This window comes from Paraburkholderia sp. GW821-FHT02A12, assembly GCF_059422005.1.
In genome coordinates, this window is the sequence record NZ_JBWKWA010000001.1 from 1,298,853 (window position 1) to 1,318,239 (window position 19,387).

Annotated in this window: 14 protein-coding genes, 1 tRNA gene and 1 pseudogene; 14 read left to right on the forward strand and 2 right to left on the reverse strand. The window is 61.0% G+C overall.

What is annotated here, in order from left to right; translation table 11 throughout:
- The first annotated feature begins 2 nt into the window (after positions 1 to 2).
- From infC to AC07WT_RS05785, 8 genes are all read left to right on the forward strand, one after another.
- Positions 3 to 527: a translation initiation factor IF-3 gene (gene infC / locus AC07WT_RS05750; protein ID WP_115108343.1), complete on the forward strand. Its 525-nt coding sequence runs from the start codon at positions 3 to 5 to the stop codon at positions 525 to 527.
- A gap of 256 nt (positions 528 to 783) precedes the next feature.
- The gene (gene rpmI / locus AC07WT_RS05755) at positions 784 to 981 is read left to right on the forward strand and encodes a 50S ribosomal protein L35 (RefSeq protein ID WP_006052501.1); all 198 of its coding nucleotides are present in this window, start codon (positions 784 to 786) and stop codon (positions 979 to 981) included.
- A gap of 29 nt (positions 982 to 1,010) precedes the next feature.
- Complete coding sequence (rplT, locus tag AC07WT_RS05760; RefSeq protein WP_006052502.1) at positions 1,011 to 1,370, forward strand: 50S ribosomal protein L20; 360 nt, start codon at positions 1,011 to 1,013, stop codon at positions 1,368 to 1,370.
- A gap of 158 nt (positions 1,371 to 1,528) precedes the next feature.
- Positions 1,529 to 2,542 carry a phenylalanine--tRNA ligase subunit alpha gene (gene pheS, locus AC07WT_RS05765; protein WP_494946362.1) on the forward strand — a complete coding sequence of 338 codons (1,014 nt, stop codon included), beginning with the start codon at positions 1,529 to 1,531 and terminating at the stop codon, positions 2,540 to 2,542.
- A 143-nt stretch (positions 2,543 to 2,685) separates the two neighbouring features.
- Positions 2,686 to 5,121, forward strand: coding sequence for a phenylalanine--tRNA ligase subunit beta (pheT, locus tag AC07WT_RS05770; RefSeq protein WP_494946363.1), 2,436 nt, complete (start codon positions 2,686 to 2,688; stop codon positions 5,119 to 5,121).
- Between the two features lie 68 nt (positions 5,122 to 5,189).
- The gene (locus AC07WT_RS05775; protein ID WP_492592147.1) at positions 5,190 to 5,600 is read left to right on the forward strand and encodes an integration host factor subunit alpha; all 411 of its coding nucleotides are present in this window, start codon (positions 5,190 to 5,192) and stop codon (positions 5,598 to 5,600) included.
- Between the two features lie 46 nt (positions 5,601 to 5,646).
- Positions 5,647 to 6,054 carry a MerR family transcriptional regulator gene (locus AC07WT_RS05780; RefSeq protein ID WP_494946364.1) on the forward strand — a complete coding sequence of 136 codons (408 nt, stop codon included), beginning with the start codon at positions 5,647 to 5,649 and terminating at the stop codon, positions 6,052 to 6,054.
- A gap of 90 nt (positions 6,055 to 6,144) precedes the next feature.
- A tRNA-Pro gene (locus AC07WT_RS05785) sits at positions 6,145 to 6,221 on the forward strand.
- A 695-nt stretch (positions 6,222 to 6,916) separates the two neighbouring features.
- Here AC07WT_RS05785 and AC07WT_RS05790 read toward each other — a convergent pair.
- The gene (locus tag AC07WT_RS05790; protein WP_492592048.1) at positions 6,917 to 7,159 is read right to left on the reverse strand and encodes a hypothetical protein; all 243 of its coding nucleotides are present in this window, start codon (positions 7,157 to 7,159) and stop codon (positions 6,917 to 6,919) included.
- A 549-nt stretch (positions 7,160 to 7,708) separates the two neighbouring features.
- Here AC07WT_RS05790 and AC07WT_RS05795 point away from each other — a divergent pair.
- From AC07WT_RS05795 to AC07WT_RS05820, 6 genes and pseudogenes are all read left to right on the forward strand, one after another.
- Positions 7,709 to 9,739, forward strand: coding sequence for a sigma-54-dependent Fis family transcriptional regulator (locus AC07WT_RS05795; protein WP_494946365.1), 2,031 nt, complete (start codon positions 7,709 to 7,711; stop codon positions 9,737 to 9,739).
- A 414-nt stretch (positions 9,740 to 10,153) separates the two neighbouring features.
- Entirely contained in the window at positions 10,154 to 12,301 is a 2,148-nt protein-coding gene (locus tag AC07WT_RS05800) for a hydantoinase/oxoprolinase family protein (protein WP_494946366.1), read from the forward strand.
- 10 nt (positions 12,302 to 12,311) lie between these two features.
- Positions 12,312 to 14,636 (forward strand): hydantoinase B/oxoprolinase family protein, encoded by a 2,325-nt coding sequence (locus AC07WT_RS05805; RefSeq protein WP_492592045.1) that lies wholly within the window; start codon positions 12,312 to 12,314, stop codon positions 14,634 to 14,636.
- Positions 14,637 to 14,679: 43 nt separating this feature from the next.
- Positions 14,680 to 15,186 carry an acetone carboxylase subunit gamma gene (locus tag AC07WT_RS05810; RefSeq protein ID WP_494946367.1) on the forward strand — a complete coding sequence of 169 codons (507 nt, stop codon included), beginning with the start codon at positions 14,680 to 14,682 and terminating at the stop codon, positions 15,184 to 15,186.
- A gap of 366 nt (positions 15,187 to 15,552) precedes the next feature.
- Positions 15,553 to 17,577, forward strand: a complete 2,025-nt coding sequence (locus AC07WT_RS05815; RefSeq protein ID WP_494946368.1) for a sigma-54-dependent Fis family transcriptional regulator — start codon at positions 15,553 to 15,555, stop codon at positions 17,575 to 17,577.
- A 196-nt stretch (positions 17,578 to 17,773) separates the two neighbouring features.
- Positions 17,774 to 18,249: pseudogene (locus tag AC07WT_RS05820) on the forward strand (hypothetical protein); the annotation flags it as partial.
- Positions 18,250 to 18,255: 6 nt separating this feature from the next.
- Here the strand turns inward: AC07WT_RS05820 and AC07WT_RS05825 are convergent.
- Positions 18,256 to 19,386, reverse strand: a complete 1,131-nt coding sequence (locus AC07WT_RS05825) for an acyl-CoA dehydrogenase family protein (RefSeq protein WP_494946369.1) — start codon at positions 19,384 to 19,386, stop codon at positions 18,256 to 18,258.
- Between the last annotated feature and the right edge of the window lies 1 nt (position 19,387).

Here is a 19,387-nt window from a genome sequence, read left to right on the forward strand (position 1 = left end):
ACATCGCTACTGATAAGTCTGCGCACCGCATCAACGGTGAAATTACTGCACCCGAGGTGCGTCTGGTCGGAGTCGAGAACGAACCGCTCGGCATCGTGAAACTTGCTGATGCATTCCGCTTGTCTGAGCAGCAGGACGTGGATCTCGTCGAAATCGCTCCGCAGGCGGTCCCGCCGGTTTGCCGTTTGATGGACTACGGCAAGTTCAAGTACCAGGAAGCGAAGAAACAGCACGAGGCCAAGCTCAAGCAGAAGGTCATCCAGGTGAAGGAAGTCAAATTCCGCCCGGGTACCGATGACGGCGATTACAACGTCAAGCTGCGCAACCTCGTCCGCTTCCTCGAAGACGGCGACAAGACGAAAATCACGTTGCGTTTCCGTGGCCGCGAAATGGCTCACCAGGAAATCGGTATGCGCATGCTCGAGCGCCTGCGCACGGACCTCGACGAAGTCGGTCAGGTCGAACAGATGCCGAAAATGGAAGGGCGCCAGATGATCATGGTGCTCGCTCCGAAGAAAAAGAAGTAAGTGGCTGCGCGCCATGTGGCGCGCGCTTCAGTTGTACAGGATTCGTCGTACAGGATTCAAACGATGCTGCGCCGGGTGTCCGGTACAGCATCGGCAGGTTTCGGAGCGGCGCTTATGCAAATGGGCATCGTTCCTGAAAAGCGGCCGTCGGCGGTATCGGCGGTCTGCATACCAAGTGGAGTGGGTTTCGAAGGGCGGGTTGTGGCCATCAGGCCGACCGCACACCCATATCCATCTAATAATGGAGTTGTTCGTCATGCCTAAGATGAAGACCAAGAAGAGTGCTGCAAAGCGCTTCGTGGTGCGTCCGGGTGGTACCGTCAAGCGCGGTCAAGCCTTCAAGCGCCACATTCTTACCAAGAAGACCACCAAGAACAAACGCCATCTGCGCGGTTCGACGGCAGTTCACGATTCCGATCTGAACTCCGTACGCGCAATGCTGCCGTTCGCTTAACCCTTAACTGAAACTCATAGGAGCGAAACATGCCTCGAGTAAAACGTGGGGTTACCGCACGGGCCCGTCACAAGAAGATCATCAAGCTGGCCAAGGGTTACCGCGGCCGTCGCAATAACGTCTATCGCATCGCCAAGCAGGCGGTCATGCGCGCAGGCCAATACGCCTACCGCGATCGCCGCAACAAGAAGCGTGTGTTCCGTGCATTGTGGATCACGCGTATCAACGCGGCGGTGCGTCAGCACGACATGACGTACAGCGTGTTCATCAACGGCCTGAAGAAGGCTTCGATCGAACTCGACCGCAAGGTGCTGGCCGACATGGCTGTGTTCGACAAGGCCGCTTTTGCTGCGATCGTTCAGCAGGTGAAAGCCGCCGTTGCAGCCTGATTGCGCATTTGGCAACTAGTACTGCGTGGTTCGTTGCAGCGAACATCCGGTAGTCTCGGTGACGCTGCAGCAAAAACGGGGCTCCTCACCGAGCCCCGTTTTTGTTGGTAGAACCCGTTTTGCTTCGATTGAACACTGACGTTGAAATGATGGGATCAATGGATCTGGACCAGATTGTCGCCGACGCGCAAAAAGCCTTTGCAGAAGCCTCCGACGTCACCACCCTCGAGAACGAGAAAGCACGCTTTCTCGGCAAATCGGGTGCGCTGACCGAGCTGTTGAAGGGCCTTGGCAAACTCGATCCCGAAATGCGCAAGACCGAAGGCGCACGGATCAACCTCGTCAAGCAACACGTGGAAGCCGCGTTGACGGCCCGCCGTCAGGCGCTGGCCGACGCGTTGCTGAACCAGCGCCTCGCCGCTGAAGCCATCGACGTCACGCTGCCCGGCCGCGGCACCGGTGCAGGCAGTCTGCACCCGGTGATGCGCACATGGGAGCGCGTCGAACAGATTTTCCGTACGATCGGATTCGACGTGGCCGACGGCCCCGAGATCGAAACCGACTGGTACAACTTCACCTCGCTGAACAGCCCGGAAAACCATCCGGCGCGTTCGATGCAGGACACCTTCTACGTCGACGGCAAAGATGCCGACGGCCGCCAGCTGCTGCTGCGCACGCATACCAGCCCGATGCAGGTGCGCTATGCGCGCACCAACACGCCGCCGATCAAGGTGATCGTGCCGGGCCGCACGTATCGTGTGGACAGCGATGCGACCCACTCGCCGATGTTCAACCAGGTCGAAGGCCTGTGGATCGACGAGAACATCAGCTTCGCGGATCTGAAGGGCGTCTATACCGACTTCCTCAAGAAATTCTTCGAGCGCGACGATATTCAGGTGCGCTTCCGTCCGTCGTACTTTCCGTTTACCGAACCGTCGGCCGAGATCGACATGCTGTTCGAAACGGGCAAGAACGCCGGCAAGTGGCTCGAAATTTCGGGTTCCGGCCAGGTTCACCCCACGGTGATCCGCAACATGGGCCTCGACCCCGAGCGCTACATCGGCTTTGCCTTCGGCAGCGGTCTCGAACGGCTCACGATGTTGCGTTACGGCGTGCAAGACCTGCGTCTGTTCTTCGAAAACGACCTGCGTTTCCTGCGTCAATTCGCATGAACCGGCGCGTACGAACGCGACAAGCATAGAGCGCGGCACTGCACGCAGTGCCGCCCGCAGCGTCCCCGGCAGTGCTCGGCGAATCGAGCATATCGAAGCACCGCCGGACGTGGACCTAACCTGATCAGAACGTACACAGAACCATGCAATTCCCGGAATCCTGGCTGAGAACCTTTGTCGACCCGCAACTGACGACCGATGAACTGTCGCACGCGTTGACGATGGCGGGTCTCGAAGTCGAAGACCTGCGGCCGGCCGCGCCGCCGACCTCGAAGATCGTCGTGGGCCAGGTGCTGGAAGTCGTCAAGCACCCGGACGCGGACAAGCTCAACGTGTGTCAGGTCGACGCCGGCACGGGCGCGGCGCTGAACATCGTGTGCGGTGCGCCGAACGTCGCGCCGGGCATCAAGGTGCCGGTCGCGCTGGTCGGCGCGCAACTGCCGCCGGCCGAAGAGGGCGGCGCGCCGTTCGCGATCAAGCTCTCGAAGCTGCGCGGCGTGGAAAGCCAGGGGATGCTGTGCTCGGCGCGCGAACTGAAGCTGTCGGAGGATCATAGCGGGCTGATGATCCTGCCGGAAGATACGCCGATCGGCCAGGACATCCGCGAGACGCTCAAACTCGACGACACGATTTTCGAAATCAAGCTGACGCCGAACAAGGCGGACTGCCTGTCGGTGTTCGGCGTGGCGCGTGAAACCTCCGCGATCACCGGCGCTCCGCTGCGTCCACTCGAAATCAAGCCGGCCCCGGTCAAGCTCAACGAAACGTTGCCCGTCAAAATCTCGGCGCCCGATCTGTGCGGCCGTTTTTCGGGCCGCGTGATTCGCGGCGTAAACGCGCACGCGAAGTCGCCGCAATGGATGGTCCAGCGTCTGGAGCGTTCGGGTCAGCGCAGCATTTCAGCGCTCGTCGACATCTCGAACTATGTGATGCTCGAACTCGGCCGTCCGTCGCACGTGTTCGATCTCGACAAGATCCACGGCGGCATGGACGTGCGCTGGGGCCGCAAAGGCGAAACGCTCAAGCTGCTGAACGGCAACACCGTCGAACTCGATGAAACCGTCGGCGTGATCGCGGACGAGCAGCACATCGAAAGCCTCGCGGGCATCATGGGCGGCGACAGCACCGCCGTCACGCTCGACACCGCCAACATCTATCTCGAAGCCGCATTCTGGTGGCCCGACAGCATTCGCGGCCGCTCGCGCAAGTACAATTTCTCGACCGATGCAGGCCATCGTTTCGAGCGCGGCGTCGACTATGCGACCACCGTCGAGCATATCGAGCGCATCACGCAACTGATCCTCGACATCTGCGGCGGCGAAGCCGGCCCGGTCGACGATCAAACCGTCAATGTGCCGCAACGCGCGCCGGTGAAGATGCGTGTCGCGCGTGCGAACCGCATCATCGGCATCAGGATCGATGCGGACGAAATCGCGCAGATCTTCACGCGCCTCGGCCTCACGTTCGAACGCGATGGCGATACGTTCTCGGTGATGCCGCCGTCGTACCGCTTCGACATCGAAATCGAAGAAGACCTGATCGAGGAAGTCGCGCGCATCTACGGCTTCGAAAAAATTCCGGCGCGCCCGCCCGTTGCGACCAGCGAAATGCGCGCGACCAACGAAACCCAGCACTCGATCCACGTGATTCGTCACGCGCTCGCTGCGCGTGATTACGCGGAAACGGTCAATTTCAGTTTCGTCGATGCCGAGTGGGAGCAGGACTTCGCGGGTAATGACAAGCCTGTACGTCTGCTGAATCCGATCGCGAGCCAGTATTCGGTGATGCGCACCACGTTGTTCGGCAGTCTGCTCGACGTGCTGCGCATGAATCTGAACCGCCGCGCGGCCGATCGCGTGCGCGTGTTCGAAGCCGGCCGCGTGTTCCTGAATGATCCGTCGATCAAGGCGGGCGAACTGGCGGTCGAAGGTTTCGCACAGCCGAAGATGATCGGTGCGCTCGCCTATGGTCCCGCGCTCGACGAGCAGTGGGGCGCGCAAACCCGCACGGTCGACTACTTCGATGTGAAGGGCGATCTGGAAGCGCTGCTCGTGCCGGCGGTGGCGCGTTTCGTGAAGGCGGAGCATCCGGCGCTGCATCCGGGCCGCAGCGCGCGTATTGAGCTGGATGGGCGCGCGGTCGGCTGGATTGGCGAATTGCATCCTCGCTGGATGCAGAAATATGATTTGCCGCATGCGCCGATTCTTTTTGAAATCGAAGCGGAAGCATTAATGCAGCGTGTATTGCCGACGCCGACGGAAGTGTCTAAATTCCCGCCGGTGCGCCGCGATATTGCCGTGGTCGTCGATCAGAAAATCGAGGTTCAGGCGCTGTTGGACGAGCTGCAAAAAGCCCAGTCCGAGGAGGCCTGCAAGACTGTTCAGAGGGTTGCGCTTTTTGACGAATTCCGTCCAAAATCAAACACTTCCGGTGGTCTGGCCGCGCATGAGAAAAGCCTTGCGTTCCGTGTGACCTTGCAAGATACTGGCGGAACCCTTCAGGATGAAACGGTCGATTTGGCCATTCAAACTCTGGTGGAACGTCTGGCTCGAGTATATGGCGCAAGGTTGCGTGGATAACCCGCATTTAACATTTGCACGGCATTTTTCGCAACCTCCGTTTCTGCTTGGCGCGCCATTTGATAGATATGAATGAAATGAACTCGAGTGATTTCGAAGCCCTTCTTACGGCGCAACGCAGCGCCATGATTCGCGATATTCCGACATCACCCGCCGCCGTTTCCAGTGAAACGCCGACGCTCACCAAGGCGGAACTTGCCGAGTTGCTGTTCGACAACGTCGGGCTCAACAAGCGGGAAGCCAAAGACATGGTCGAAGCGTTCTTCGAGGTGATCCGCGATGCGCTGGAGAGTGGCGATAGCGTGAAGCTGTCGGGGTTCGGCAACTTCCAGTTGCGCGACAAACCCCAGCGCCCAGGCAGAAATCCGAAGACCGGCGAGGCGATTCCGATCGCCGCGCGCCGCGTCGTGACGTTCCATGCAAGTCAAAAGCTGAAGGCGCTGGTTGAGAACGGCGCTGAAGCGAGCTTCACGCGCTGATTGACCGGCGCGTTCCTGCGCAACCCACCACGACGGCTAACTGACGATGACAGCGACGATCGAAAAAGTCGTCTTGCCTCCGATTCCGGCGAAGCGCTACTTCACGATTGGTGAGGTCAGCGAACTGTGCGGTGTGAAACCGCATGTGCTGCGCTATTGGGAACAGGAGTTCACGCAGTTGAGGCCGGTCAAGCGGCGCGGCAATCGCCGCTATTACCAGCACCACGAGGTGCTGTTGATCCGGCGGATTCGTGAGTTGCTGTATGAGCAGGGCTTCACGATCAACGGGGCACGCAATCGGCTTGATTCACCTGGCGGCGGCGTGCCTGGTGAATCGGCCGACGTGATCGAGGAAGGCGAGGGCGTAGCGGCGCCGGCTGCATCAACGGCCGCGGTCGATGTAGACCAGTTACGCAAAGAGTTGCTGCAGGTGATCGATTTGTTGAGTCACTAAGTTTGGCCACTAAGTTTGGCCACTAAGTTTGCTTTGTTGGTGCGTGGCGGTTCTAATCGAATGAAGTGTCTGTTATAATTTTGTGCTGTTCGGGGCGTAGCGCAGCCTGGTAGCGTACCTGCATGGGGTGCAGGTGGTCGGAGGTTCAAATCCTCTCGCCCCGACCAAAGAAATCAAGGCCTTACGGTGAAAGCCGTAAGGCCTTTTTTCATGGTTTGCCCCCACGTTTGCCCTCACACGGCGGACGGCTCTCGTGGGAACAGAGCGGAGTTTTCCGCGGGGCGAGGGGGCCGCATTTGTTGCTTTGGCGTTCCGGGCAACTTTGCTCGCTCGTGTACCGGTGCCCGTGCTGCGCGCACGGGAACCGGTCATGCCGGTAACGCGCGGTCATTCTTGACGGCTTCGGATGGGACTGCTAACCGTCCAAATGTACGTCGACCGGGAAGAGCAACTGATTCGCCTCCGAGAAGCAAGGACGTGTGATGGACACTAGCGCGGCCTATCGATCTTTTGCCAGAGGGAGTCTCCGCCAGTGATGGCGGTGGAAGCGCGCAGAGTCAAGGCTCTGCGCGGTCTTGTTTTTCCGCGACCTGCACAGCGACCATCAAATTAACATCGGATTCCCCTGGACGTTCTTTGTACGTCCGGGCGCTTCTTCAATTTGGGTTGCCCCCGCGATGCTTGGTCATCTGCTCTTCAATGCCGCTAGAACTTGTCCAACCGCCGTTGAGCTATCCGTTGCAGGCTTGCTTCGGTGCCCGCCAAGATAGTCAGATTCGGCAGCCTAGCTCGGCCCGGACGATCGTTAGTGATTCAGCGGTGATTACCTGCGGGCGCCCGGCGCATGAGTTCGCTATCCAGACTAATACACCCTCATGGCTGGCCTTCCGCTTTCGACGCTCGGCGGGAATACGCACCACGAGCCGTCATCGTGCCTGAAGAAAAGAATCGCCAGCAGGCCGGTCGAACGCAATGCCTCGACACGCACATAGCGTTTGTGATTCGCACTCGTGCGACCGAAGCGTGTGACGCGAACCGGCATCGCCGGGGTCGGCGCCAACCACTTGTCGACCAGCAAACGCAAGGACATCTGACCGGTGTTCATCGCCTTCTCCTTCGACCTCATTCCCGTCAAGTGCTCCGTCAACCGCTGCTTCGGCTATCGGACCGAACCTGGAAGCGACCATTGGGGCTCGCCTCCGCCCAGTTACACGCATGAGCTATGCCAGCATTCATGGTCCGTGTAAGCGATTGATTCCATGTGGATTTTTCTGGCGGTCCGTCGCCGGGGCGGGCGCCAGATGTACCAAGCGTTCGATTTCCGGACGGTCCTGTTTTTCAGGGATAGAATTTGAACGGAGGCCTGTGTCCGCATGGCGCCTGCGTCGTGACAGAGCGCTGATGAGAGCAGCCATGGCGTCAGGAACGGTCCGACCGACGGCCCTGATAGCGCCTCGGCCTGTATCGGACAGCGAAGCGTTCGAAAACACTACGCTCGAAGCATCGAGGCCGTCCCAGCGCTCATCGCCGTGGACAGGAGTCGTCGGGCTATCAACCGGGCCAATCGCGCTTCACGACCCAAAAAAGGAAAACATCATCAGGCGGGGGTGAGCCCGCTGGTCGGGAGAGAAAGTCATGCTCATACGGAGACGGCATGAAAGAGACAGGTACGCCAGTGGACTGGTTCTCCAGTCCGGATCGCGACGCCAGTGTCATGGCGGCGTGGGAACGTTTGATTCAAGGTGACAAGTCGGCCAATGGTGCCCTGCGTGGGGTGGTAGACGATTCCTGGCGCCGCTGCCTGGACGCAAGCGTGGACCCCGGTACTACCTCTGCGCCCCCGCCTCTGGAAGAAGGGCGTCTGTTCGACCTGCGAGCCAGGAACGACCGCCTGATGCATGCCAGCGTGCCGCTTATCCAGCAGACACGGGAGTTCCTTTCGCAGACGGGAACCATCCTGCTGCTCGCCGATCCCGACGGCATGATCCTCGAACTGGCTGGCGATACGCGCATCGTTGAGCCGGCAGGCGAAGTCCGCCTGATACCCGGTTGCAACTGGACAGAACTCAATTGCGGCACCAACGCGATCGGCACGGCCCTCGCTTTGCGGCAACCGGTGCAGATCCACGGTTCCGAGCATTTCTGCGCAGGCATCAAGCGGTGGACCTGCTCCGCCACAGTGGTCCGCGATCCGCTGGATGGCCGGGTACTCGGAGTGCTGGACGTCTCGGGGCTTGCGCAAACCTACAGCCAGCATAGTCTGGCGTTCATCGTCTCAATGGCAGGGCGTATCGAGAGTCGGCTCGCCAAATTCGCCATGGAGCGGCGCCTGCGCCTGATGGAGCGGTGCATGGTCTATTGCTCCGGGCGTGTGGATGGTGTCGTGGTGGTGGACGAGTGCGGTCGGCTTGTCAAAGCCAACCCGCAGGCGCCAGCCGCATTTGCTCGTCTCGGTCTGTCTGGCGCGTTGGAGGGTGCTTTTCCCATCCCGGACATCGCGAAGATTGCAGATGGCGCCATGTCGCTACAATCACCGGCGTGGCTGCGCGTCGCACGAATCGAGCGGGTCAAGGAAGACGCCGACACACTCGGCTTCATGCTGATTGCGCCGGCCGCCAGTCGGCGCGCCGCTGCGCTGCCTGACGCGATGCCGGCCGCTGACACCGCGCCTGCGCCGGCGTTCTCGCGCATTGTCGGCACGAGTCCCGCACTGCGTGCGGCTGTCCAGAAAGCGCAGCAGCTTGCCAAAGCCACGGTCCCGGTGCTGCTTCTCGGTGAAACGGGCGTCGGCAAGGAGTTGTTTGCGCAAGGCATCCATCAGGCCAGCGCGAGGGCTGACGGCCCCTTTGTCGCCCTGAATTGTGGCGGCTTGTCCCGCGACCTGTTGACCAGTGAGCTGTTCGGTTACGCGGAAGGGGCATTCACTGGCGCGCGCAAATCCGGCATGACGGGGAAAATCGAAGCGGCCAATCACGGCACGCTGTTCCTCGACGAAATCGGCGAAATGCCGCTCGACATCCAGCCGCATTTGTTGCGAGTGCTGGAGGAAGGGGAGATCTACCGGTTGGGCGAGAACACGCCTCGCAAGGTCAACTTCCGTCTGATCGCTGCCACGCATCGCGACCTGCGTGCCGACGTGGCCGATGGCAAATTCCGCATGGATTTGTATTACCGGCTGGCTGTCACGAACATCTCGATACCACCGCTGCGCGAACGCAAGGCGGACTTGCCCGACATGATCGCGCATTGGGTGCGTGTCTCGCGTCAACGCTACAACGTGGCCCATGCCGTCTTCGATGATGTCGCGTACGAATGTCTGCTGAACTATGCATGGCCCGGCAACGTTCGCGAGTTGCGCAACGCGATCGAGGGCGCGGTGCTCATGGCCCGGGATGGTCCAATAACGGTGGACCACCTGCCGCCCGAAATCGGCGCTTCAGCCGTTCTGGCAGGCGCTCAGGATACGGCGCCCTCGGTGCAGTCCGCGCTTGCACTCCAGAAGGTCCGCTCGCTGGAAATGGCAGAAGCCGAGTCGATCCGCGTTGCGATCCAGCAAAGCCGGGGCAATCTGACCCAGGTGGCTGCGCAGCTCGGCATAGCAAAAAGCACGTTGTATCAGAAGATCAGGAAGTACGCGCTGATGCAGGACCTTGGAACCACCCGGCAGATTACCCGGCGACATTGAGCATCGTCGACTGCGACAGGGGATCATGACGCCGCTGCGCTACGTCCCCGCTCGCGTTGGCTGAGGCGACGCGCCACCGAACCTCGCGGTTCACCCTACCGCGGCCGCAGTAACACGCATTCACGCAGGTCCTCCTGCACGTCGCTCACCCCTTCAGACCTGCGTTCGAAATCCGCTCTCCAAACGGCCGACCGTCCAGGAATCGGTCGCTGCACGAACGCGTCGGCCATTTCCAGTCCGTCAGCAGACGCCCTGAAGAGCCAAGCCAGTCAAGGGCTTGCCGATTCCGCGCGGGTTCGGCCGTCCAGTGGCATACCCCTTGCAATTATCTCCTCCGAAGCGAATCGCAATGCTCGCTTCGCATCGCGCCTCGTCGTTGAGGCGATGTTCAATCAAGGAGAGCTGGAGACACTAATGGAACAGCAACTTTCACACGTCCAGGTATTGGGCATCGATGCCGGCGGCACGATGACCGATACCTTCTTCGTGCGTTCAGATGGCCGCTTCGTGGTCGGCAAAGCCCAAAGCAATCCGGCGGACGAGTCATTGGCCATTCTGGAATCGTCAAAAGACGCGCTGACGCAGTGGGCTCGCGAAGTGGACGAGGTCTACCCCGAACTGGTGACGTGCGTCTATTCCGGTACGGCGATGCTCAATCGCGTGGTTCAGCGCAAAGGCCTGGATGTGGGGCTCATCTGCAATCGAGGCTTCGAACAGATTCACTCGATGGGGCGTGCCATCCAGAGCTATCTCGGCTACGCGCTCGAAGAGCGCATCCACCTCAACACCCACCGCTACGACGAACCGCTGGTCCCGCTTTCGCGCACCCGCGGTGTGACGGAACGCACCGATGTCCAGGGTGAAATCGTCATCTCCCTGCGCGAAGACGAAGTGCGCAAGGCGACGCGGGAACTCGTGGATGCCGGATCGAAGGCGATTGCCATTTGTCTCCTGCAGTCCCACAAGAATGAATCGAGCGAAAAACGCGCTCGCGATGTCTGCCGCGACGAGCTGAAAAAAATCGGCGTGGACATTCCGGTCTTCGCGTCAGTCGACTACTACCCGTCGCGCAAGGAAAGCCACCGCACCAACACCACCATTCTCGAAGCCTACGCGGCCGAACCGTCCCGGCAGACGCTGAAGAAGGTCAGTGACCGTTTCAGGAAGCACGGCGCGAAGTTCGATCTGCGGGTGATGGCCACGCACGGCGGGACGATCAGCTGGAAGGCCAGGGAGCTCGCCCGCACGATCGTCTCCGGTCCGATCGGGGGCGTGATCGGATCGCGGCTGCTTGGCGAAAGACTGGGCTACGAGAACATCGCATGCAGCGATATCGGCGGCACCAGTTTCGACATGGCGCTGATCACCAAGGGCAACTTTGCGATCGCCTCCGATCCGGACATGGCTCGTCTCGTGCTGTCGCTGCCGCTGGTAGCGATGGATTCGGTGGGCGCGGGAGCGGGCAGCTTTGTGCGGCTCGACCCCTATAGCGGTTCCATCAAGCTCGGGCCCGATAGCGCGGGTTATCGCGTGGGTACATGCTGGCCGGAAAGCGGACTCGATACGGTGTCGGTGTCCGACTGCCATGTGGTGCTGGGCTATCTCAACCCCCACAACTTCCTCGGCGGCGCGATCAAGCTCGACGTCGAACGTGCACGGCAACACATCAAGGCCCAGATCGCCGATCCGCTTGGCCTCTCTGTGGAAGATGCCGCTGCGGGCGTCATCGAACTGCTCGACCTCAGCCTGCACGAGTACTTGCGCGCCAACATCAGCGCGAAGGGTTACAACCCCACCGACTTCGTGTGCTTCTCGTACGGCGGGGCTGGACCGGTGCATACCTACGGATATACGGAAGGCCTGGGCTTCAAGGATGTGATCGTCCCTGCATGGGCAGCCGGATTCTCTGCGTTCGGTTGCGCATGCGCGGACTTCGAGTACCGCTACGACAAGAGCGTGGATATCGCGGTCGCGCCGGACGCCCCCGATGAACAGAAAGCGACGGCCTGTGCGGTGATTCAGGACGCGTGGAAGGAACTGGCCGACAAGGTCGTGGAGGAGTTCGTCATCAACGGCTTCAAGCTGGAAGACATTACGTTGTTGCCCGGCTACCGGATGCAGTACATGGGACAACTGAACGATCTGGAGATCACTTCGCCGATCAGCGCCGCCATCACCGCGGCGGACTGGAAGAAGATCACCGACGCGTTCGAGGAAACCTACTCGAGGGTGTACGCGAGTTCCGCCCGCTCACCGGAACTGGGCTTCAGCGCTACCGGCGCGATCATGCGCGGCCTTGTCGCCACGCAGAAGCCGGTGCTGCCGGAGGACCCGGAAGCAGGCGAAACACCGCCCAAATCTGCGTATCTCGGCAAGCGCCCGTTCTATCGCCACAAGACATGGGTCGAAGCCGACATCTGGCAGATGGAGTCTCTCATGGCGGGTAACCACATCGTGGGGCCGGCCATCATCGAGTCCGCGTCCACCACCTTCGTCGTGCCTGATGGTTTCGAGACCACGCTCGACAAGCACCGTCTGTTCCATCTGCAAGAAGTGAAGTAAGGAGACGAAAATGAACCTCATGTCATCCAAGGAAGTCGGCCAGCCCGAACTGCTCGCCAACGGCAAGACCCTGAAAGCGTTCCGCGCCGAGATCATGGCGCGCACCAGCAAGACGGGCCATTACAACGGGCTCGCCCGGCTCGAGTTGCGCGAGAAGGATCCGATCGGCTACGAGAAACTGTTCTCCAAGATCCGCGGCGGTCTGGTGCACGCTCGCGAAACCGCGAAGAAGATTGCCGCGTCGCCGATCGTGGAGCAGGAAGGCGAATTGTGCTTCACGCTGTACAACGCGGTCGGCGACTGCGTGCTGACCTCGACCGGCATCATCATCCACGTCGGCACGATGGGCGCCGCGATCAAGTACATGATCGAGAACAATTGGGAGGACAACCCAGGCATCAACCCGGGGGACATGTTCACCAATAACGACTGCTCGATCGGCAACGTTCACCCTTGCGATATTGCGACGATCGTGCCGATTTTCTGGGCCGGCAAACTCATCGGCTGGGTGGGTGGCGTGACGCACGTGATCGACACCGGTGCGGTGACGCCGGGTTCGATGTCGACGGGCCAGGTCCAGCGCTTCGGCGACGGCTACCAGATCACCTGCCGCAAGACCGGCGTGAACGACCAGCCGTTGCGCGACTGGCTGCATGAAAGCCAGCGCTCGGTACGCACGCCGAAATACTGGATCCTGGACGAGCGCACCCGGATCGCCGGATGCCACATGATCCGCGACATGGTCGAAGAGGTCATCGCCACCGAGGGGCTGGAAGCCTACGAGAAGTTCAGCTATGAGGTCATCGAAGAGGGTCGTCGTGGCCTGCAAAGCCGCATCAAGGCAATGACGCTGCCCGGCAAATACCGCAAGGTCGCCTTTGTGGATGTGCCCTACGCCCACGAAGATATCCAGACGCCTTCGGCCTTCGCCAAGATCGACACCATCATGCACTCGCCGGTGGAAATGACGATCCGCCCCGACGCTACGTGGCGGCTGGATTTCGAAGGCGCGAGCCGCTGGGGATGGCACACCTATAACGCGCACCACGTGGCGTTCACGAGCGGCATCTGGGTCATGATGACCCAGACCCTGGTGCCGACCCAGCGCATCAACGACGGCGCCTACTTCGGCACGGAGTTCCGCCTGCCCAAGGGCACATGGATGAATCCGGACGATCGCCGCACCGGGCACGCCTATGCATGGCACTTCCTGGTGTCGGGGTGGAGTGCCATGTGGCGGGGGCTCGGCCAGGCGTACTTCAGCCGTGGCTATCTGGAAGAAGTCAACGCGGGCAATGCCAATACGTCGAACTGGCTGCAAGGCGGCGGCATCAACCAGGACGGTGAGGTGCACGCGGTCAACAGCTTCGAGGCCTCGTCGTGTGGCACGGGCGCCGGCGCCATCAAGGACGGTCTCAATCACGCGGCTGCGATCTGGAACCCCGAAGGCGACATGGGCGACATCGAGATCTGGGAGATGGCCGAACCGTTGCTCTATCTCGGGCGCAACGTCAAAGCCAATTCCGGCGGCTATGGCAAGTATCGCGGTGGGTGTGGTTTCGAAACCCTGCGCATGGTCTGGAAAGCCCAGGACTGGACCATGTTCTTCATGGGCAATGGCTACATGAACAGCGACTGGGGATTCATGGGCGGCTATCCGTCTGCCACCGGCTATCGGTTCGAGGCTCACAAGACGGGCCTGAAAGAGCGCATTGCGCAGGGGCTCTCGCTGCCGCTCGGCGGCGACACGAATCCCGACGCGCCGGACTACGAGCGGCACATCGATGCGACTTCCAGGGTCAAGCGCGACAAGCAATGCATGACGACGGAAGATTGCTACGAAAACCACGACCTGTACCTCAATTATCTGCGCGGCGGTCCGGGCTTTGGTGACCCGCTCGATCGGGAAGCTGAAGCGATTGCGAAGGATCTCAACAACGGCTTCCTGCTCCCCGAATTTGCCGGGAAGGTATACGGCGCGGTGTTGTCACAGGACGCCACGGGAATCTGGGCGGTCGATGCGCAAAAGACCGTGAAGCGCCGCGGAGAAATTCGCGCGGAGCGGCTTGCGCGCTCGTTGCCGACGCGGGAATGGATGAAGGAAGAGCGCGAGCGCGTCCTCACCAAACATGCGTCGCGCCCGGTGCGTCACATGTTCGCGACCAGCTTCGGTTTGTCGGAGAAATTTCTCAACGACTTCCGCAAGTTCTGGGACCTGCCTGCCGACTGGAATATGACCGAGGCAGAGCTGGACGTGCCGTCCTACGGCTCGAAATACCGGATGGATCTCTCGTTGCTGCCCGACGTGACCACGGTGGTTCAGGTCGAAGAGTAATCCATACCGGTATCGATATCGAAGCGAATCAAGGAGTATCGAAATGTCTGCTTACACGAAAGAACAGGTCAGCAATCTGGTCGAGGGGCGACTCGACTGGGACACGACCGTGCGCATGTTGTCCATGCCGAAAGATCAGGAGCGTTTTAGCCAGTATCTCGAAGTATTGCAGGGCAAGGTCGCATGGCCCGACAAGATCGTCTTGCCGCTCGGGCCGCACCTGCATATCGTGCAGGCCGTGAAGAGCAAGGACTGGCTCGTCAAGTGCGACTGTGGCCATGAGTTCTGCGACTACCGCGAGAACTGGAAACTGTACGCCAACGTCTATGTGCGCGACACCGAAGAGGCCATGCTCGAGGTCTATCCGAAGCTCATGGCCCCCGACACCCAGTGGCAGGTCTACCGCGAGTACTACTGCCCGAGTTGCGGAACCATGCACGACGTCGAAGCGCCGACGCCGTGGTATCCGGTGATTCACGATTTCGAGCCGGATATCGAGGCGTTCTACAAGGAGTGGTTGCAGTTGCCGGTTCCCGAGCGCGTTGACTAGCGTAAAGGGCTGGGCGCGGCTTTTACCGCGCCCGGCCCGCAGTCGACTGAGAGACGTTGCTGCGTTCATAAGCCGCTCCACGAGCGCAGTTTGATGCGGCGCAAAAAGGATTATCCGAACGAGCGCGCCGGCGCGCAGACACCGTTCGAAAATCGAACGGTGTCTGATCCGTCCGTCGTCCGGAAATCGAACGCCGGGTGGCGCACTGAACATTCTCCTGTGGCATTCAATCGATGGCATCGATCTTGCCCTTCTCCTTGCGTGAGCCGAATGGGTTTGCCATGTTGCGGCGCGGCAGCGATAACCGCGCAAGCCGCATGACACGCCTAACCGCTAGTACAAGGCGATATAAAAAAGGAGACAAGTATGGGCATGTCGGATGCCACACAGATGTTCTCGAACCCCGGCGACGAAGCGGTCATCATGGCTGCATGGGAGCGATTCCTGAACGGCGGGGAAGTACCGCACAGTGTCGTGCGGCACCTCGTTGACACGTCGTGGCAACGCTGCGTCGAGCGACAGGTCGATCCCAGGTTGGGTCACGCGCCGCCGCCACTGGACGAGCACCTGCTGTACTCGTTGCAACGCAATCACCGCGATCTGGTTGAGGCAAGCGCGCCGGTAATGGCGCACGCCCGCGATTTTCTGGCTCAAACCGAAACGATCATGGCCCTCGCCGAACCGGCCGGCACCATCCTTAACCTGGAAGGCGACCCGGCCGCCATCGCGTCGGCCCACGGGATCCAGCTCCTGCCCGGCGCGTCCTGGAACGAGATGATTTGTGGCACCAATGCGATCGGTACTGCGATCGAGGTTGGCCAGCCCGTGCAGATCCATTCTGCCGAGCACTTCTGCGTCGGCATCAAGCGCTGGACCTGCTCGGCCAACGCGATCCGTGATCCGCGCGACGGCACGATCATTGGCGTCATCGATGTGTCCGGGTTATCTGAATCCTACAATCGTCATAGCCTGGCACTGGTCGTCACGGCCGCCAGCCGTATTGAAAGCCGTCTGGCTGCGCGGACAATGGAACTTCGCTATCGGCTACTCGATCGCTGCGTGAGCCGAATGGCGAAGCTCGCGACCGATGGTGCGGTTGTGTTCGATCACGGCGGCTATCCGATCAAGGTCAACGAACACGCCGAAGCTGCGATTGCGGCCGCCGGCGGCGATCTTTCTCTCACCCGACCGAGGCGCATCCTCGCACTCGCCACCGACGCCTCAGTTGCATACATTTCGCCCGCCGATCTGCCTCACTGGATCCAGCCCGACTGGATCGAGCCAGTGATCGACGACGGCAGGCGCATCGGCAGTTTGCTTATCATTCCGTTCGTGCGTCGCACGGCCTCCGTGCGCAGGGCGGTCAGCACACTACGTGGCTGTGCCGACGACAAGGCGGCGGCCGGTTTCGAGAGCATTCTTGGCGAAGCCCCGGCACTGCTCGATGCCGTCTGCAGGGCTCGCCAGATCGCCCGTTCACGCGCACCGGTCGTGCTGCTAGGCGAGACTGGAGTAGGCAAGGAACTGTTTGCGAGAGGAATTCACCAGGCAAGCGAGGCGAACGATGGCCCCTTCGTTGCGCTCAACTGTGGCGGCCTGTCGCGCGAACTCCTGGCGAGCGAATTGTTCGGCTACGGCGACGGCGCGTTCACTGGCGCGCGCCGAGGCGGCGCACTTGGCAAGATCGAAGCGGCCAATGGCGGGACCTTGTTTCTCGACGAAATCGGCGAAATGCCGGTGGATCTGCAACCGCATTTCCTGCGGGTACTCGAGCAGGGGGAAATCTATCGGCTCGGTGAAAACGTTCCGAGGAAAGTGACTTTTCGGCTCGTTGCGGCGACCAATCGCGACTTGAGAACGGAGGTCGCAGAAGGGCGCTTCCGGATGGATTTCTTCTATCGCGTCGCCGTCACGAGTATTCGTATTCCTCCATTGCGCGACCGGCCGGGGGACGTTCGCCGCCTGGCCGAACATCTTGTCCGTCAGTTCGCGACCGAGCAAGGCGGGGCAAACCCCGAGATTGACGCCGGCGTTATTGCGGCGCTCGACGCGTATTCATGGCCTGGCAACGTCAGGGAGCTTCACAACGTGGTCGAGAGCATGCTTCTCACAGCAAGCGCGGAGAGGCTGACGCTCGATGATCTGCCTCCGGAGCTGCGCTCGAGCAACGGGCAGGTGAGCTCCAGAGGTGACGAGCCGGTTTCGCGCGACGGTCGCGTGACGTTGGAAACGACGGAGCATAGTGCGATTCGCAATGCGATCATCATCTCTCGTGGGAACCTGACCTCCGCAGCCCGGCACCTGGGCATAGCGAAGAGCACGCTGTATCAGAAGCTCAGGAAATACGGCCTGGATCGCACGCTGATCGATGCGCGTGAGGAGAGCCATTAGACGGGGAGCGCGCTCGCGCGGCGCGCGGTACGGCGCAAAGACCTGCATATCGCGGTTATACGTAGCCAGTCTGGTCACCCGGCCGATCACGGTCGAGTCGACGCGAGGCGGGAACACTACTCCCAATGTCAACGCGATGACGGCTGCGCATGGATTGAAAAACTCGTTTTTACGATGGGTTACAGAGACAAGAGATGATCCTGCCAGGGTGCATCGGATCGAGCATCACGGGCGTTACTACAACGTCTACGGTTATCACCTGTCCGAGCCGTCTCCGCAACGCACGCCGGTTCTTTTTCAGGCGGGTTCGTCGGGGCGCGGCCAGCAGTTTGCGGCGCGGGCAAGGAGCGCACTGTCGCGCAGATTCTGCGCGAAGAATTGCAATTGGGCGGCCGCTATCCGGCGATTGTCGGCACTCCCGCGCAAGTTGCCGATGAGCTGATCGGGTGGATCGAGCAAACCGATATCGAAGGATTCAATCTGGCCCGGACTGTTACGCCGGAATGCTACAGCGCTTTCATCGATCTGGTGATTCCCGAGTTGCAGGAACGAGGCGCTTACAAGACGGCTTACGCCGAAGGGACGCTGCGTGAAAAGTTGTTTGGGCGTGGGCGCGCGTATTTGCCCGATGAGCATATTGGCGCGAGTTTGAGGCGAAGGGCGCCGGCTTGACGGCCCTCAACCGCGCCCAAGCGAGATATACCGTTCGAGATGGTGATCTTCATCCCCAAGCTGATGATCGATCATCACCAACCTCTTCGCATAATGGGCAAGCGGCAACTCCCAAGTCATGCCAATGCCGCCATGCAACTGGATGCACTCCTCGGCAACCAGCGCGCCTATCCGCCCGATGCTGTATTTGGCCGCTGAGAGCGCCCTTTCCCGCACTTTGCGCTCACCCGCAAGCCCCGCAGCGGCATTGATCACCGCCGAGCGCGCCTGCACGATCTCGAGCAACAGGTCAGCCATCCGGTGCTGCAAGGCCTGGAAGCTGCCGATCGGCACGCCGAACTGCTTGCGGGTGCGCAGATACTCGAGCGTATAGTCCTTCGCGACATCCATCGCGCCGACTGCCTCGGAACACAGCGCGAGCACGCCGCAGCCAATGCCGTATTCGAGCGTCGCAAAACCATCGCCGGCCGTGCCGAGCAAGCAGTCATCACCGAGCGCGACGTCGTCGAACGTGACTTCAGCCGCGCGGCCGCCGTCGATCTTGCGATAGCCGCGCACGTTCACGCCCGCTGCGTCGCGAGGCACGAGCAACAACGCGATGCCGTCTTCATCGTCGTCCGCGCCGTGCGTGCGCGCCGAGACCAGATACGACCCGGCGCTTTCGCCTTGCTGAACCACCGCCTTCGCGCCGTTCAGACGCCATGCGTCGCCGCTGCGCGCGGCACGTGTCGTCACGCGCGACAGTTCATAGTGACTATCAGGCTCGCCATGCGCGAGCGCGACGAGCCGCGAGCCGTCGATCAATCCGGCAAGCATCGCTTTCTGCGTATCGTTGCCGCTGCGTGCAATGGCCTTGCCGACGATCAGTGTGTCGAGAAACGGCTCGACCACGAGACCGCGGCCCAGGCTCTCGAACACCACGGCGATATCGAAGCCGCTGCCGCCAAAGCCACCCTGCGCTTCATCGAACAACGCGCCGATCATGCCGAGTTCTGCGAAGCGATTCCACAGCTCGGCGCTGAAGCCTTCCGCCGAACGCGCGATCTTGTCGCGCGTCTCGAAGCCGTATTGCTCGCTGATGAAGCGATTGAGCGTATCCGCCAGCATGCGGCGGTCTTCGGTGTGCAGGAAATTCATG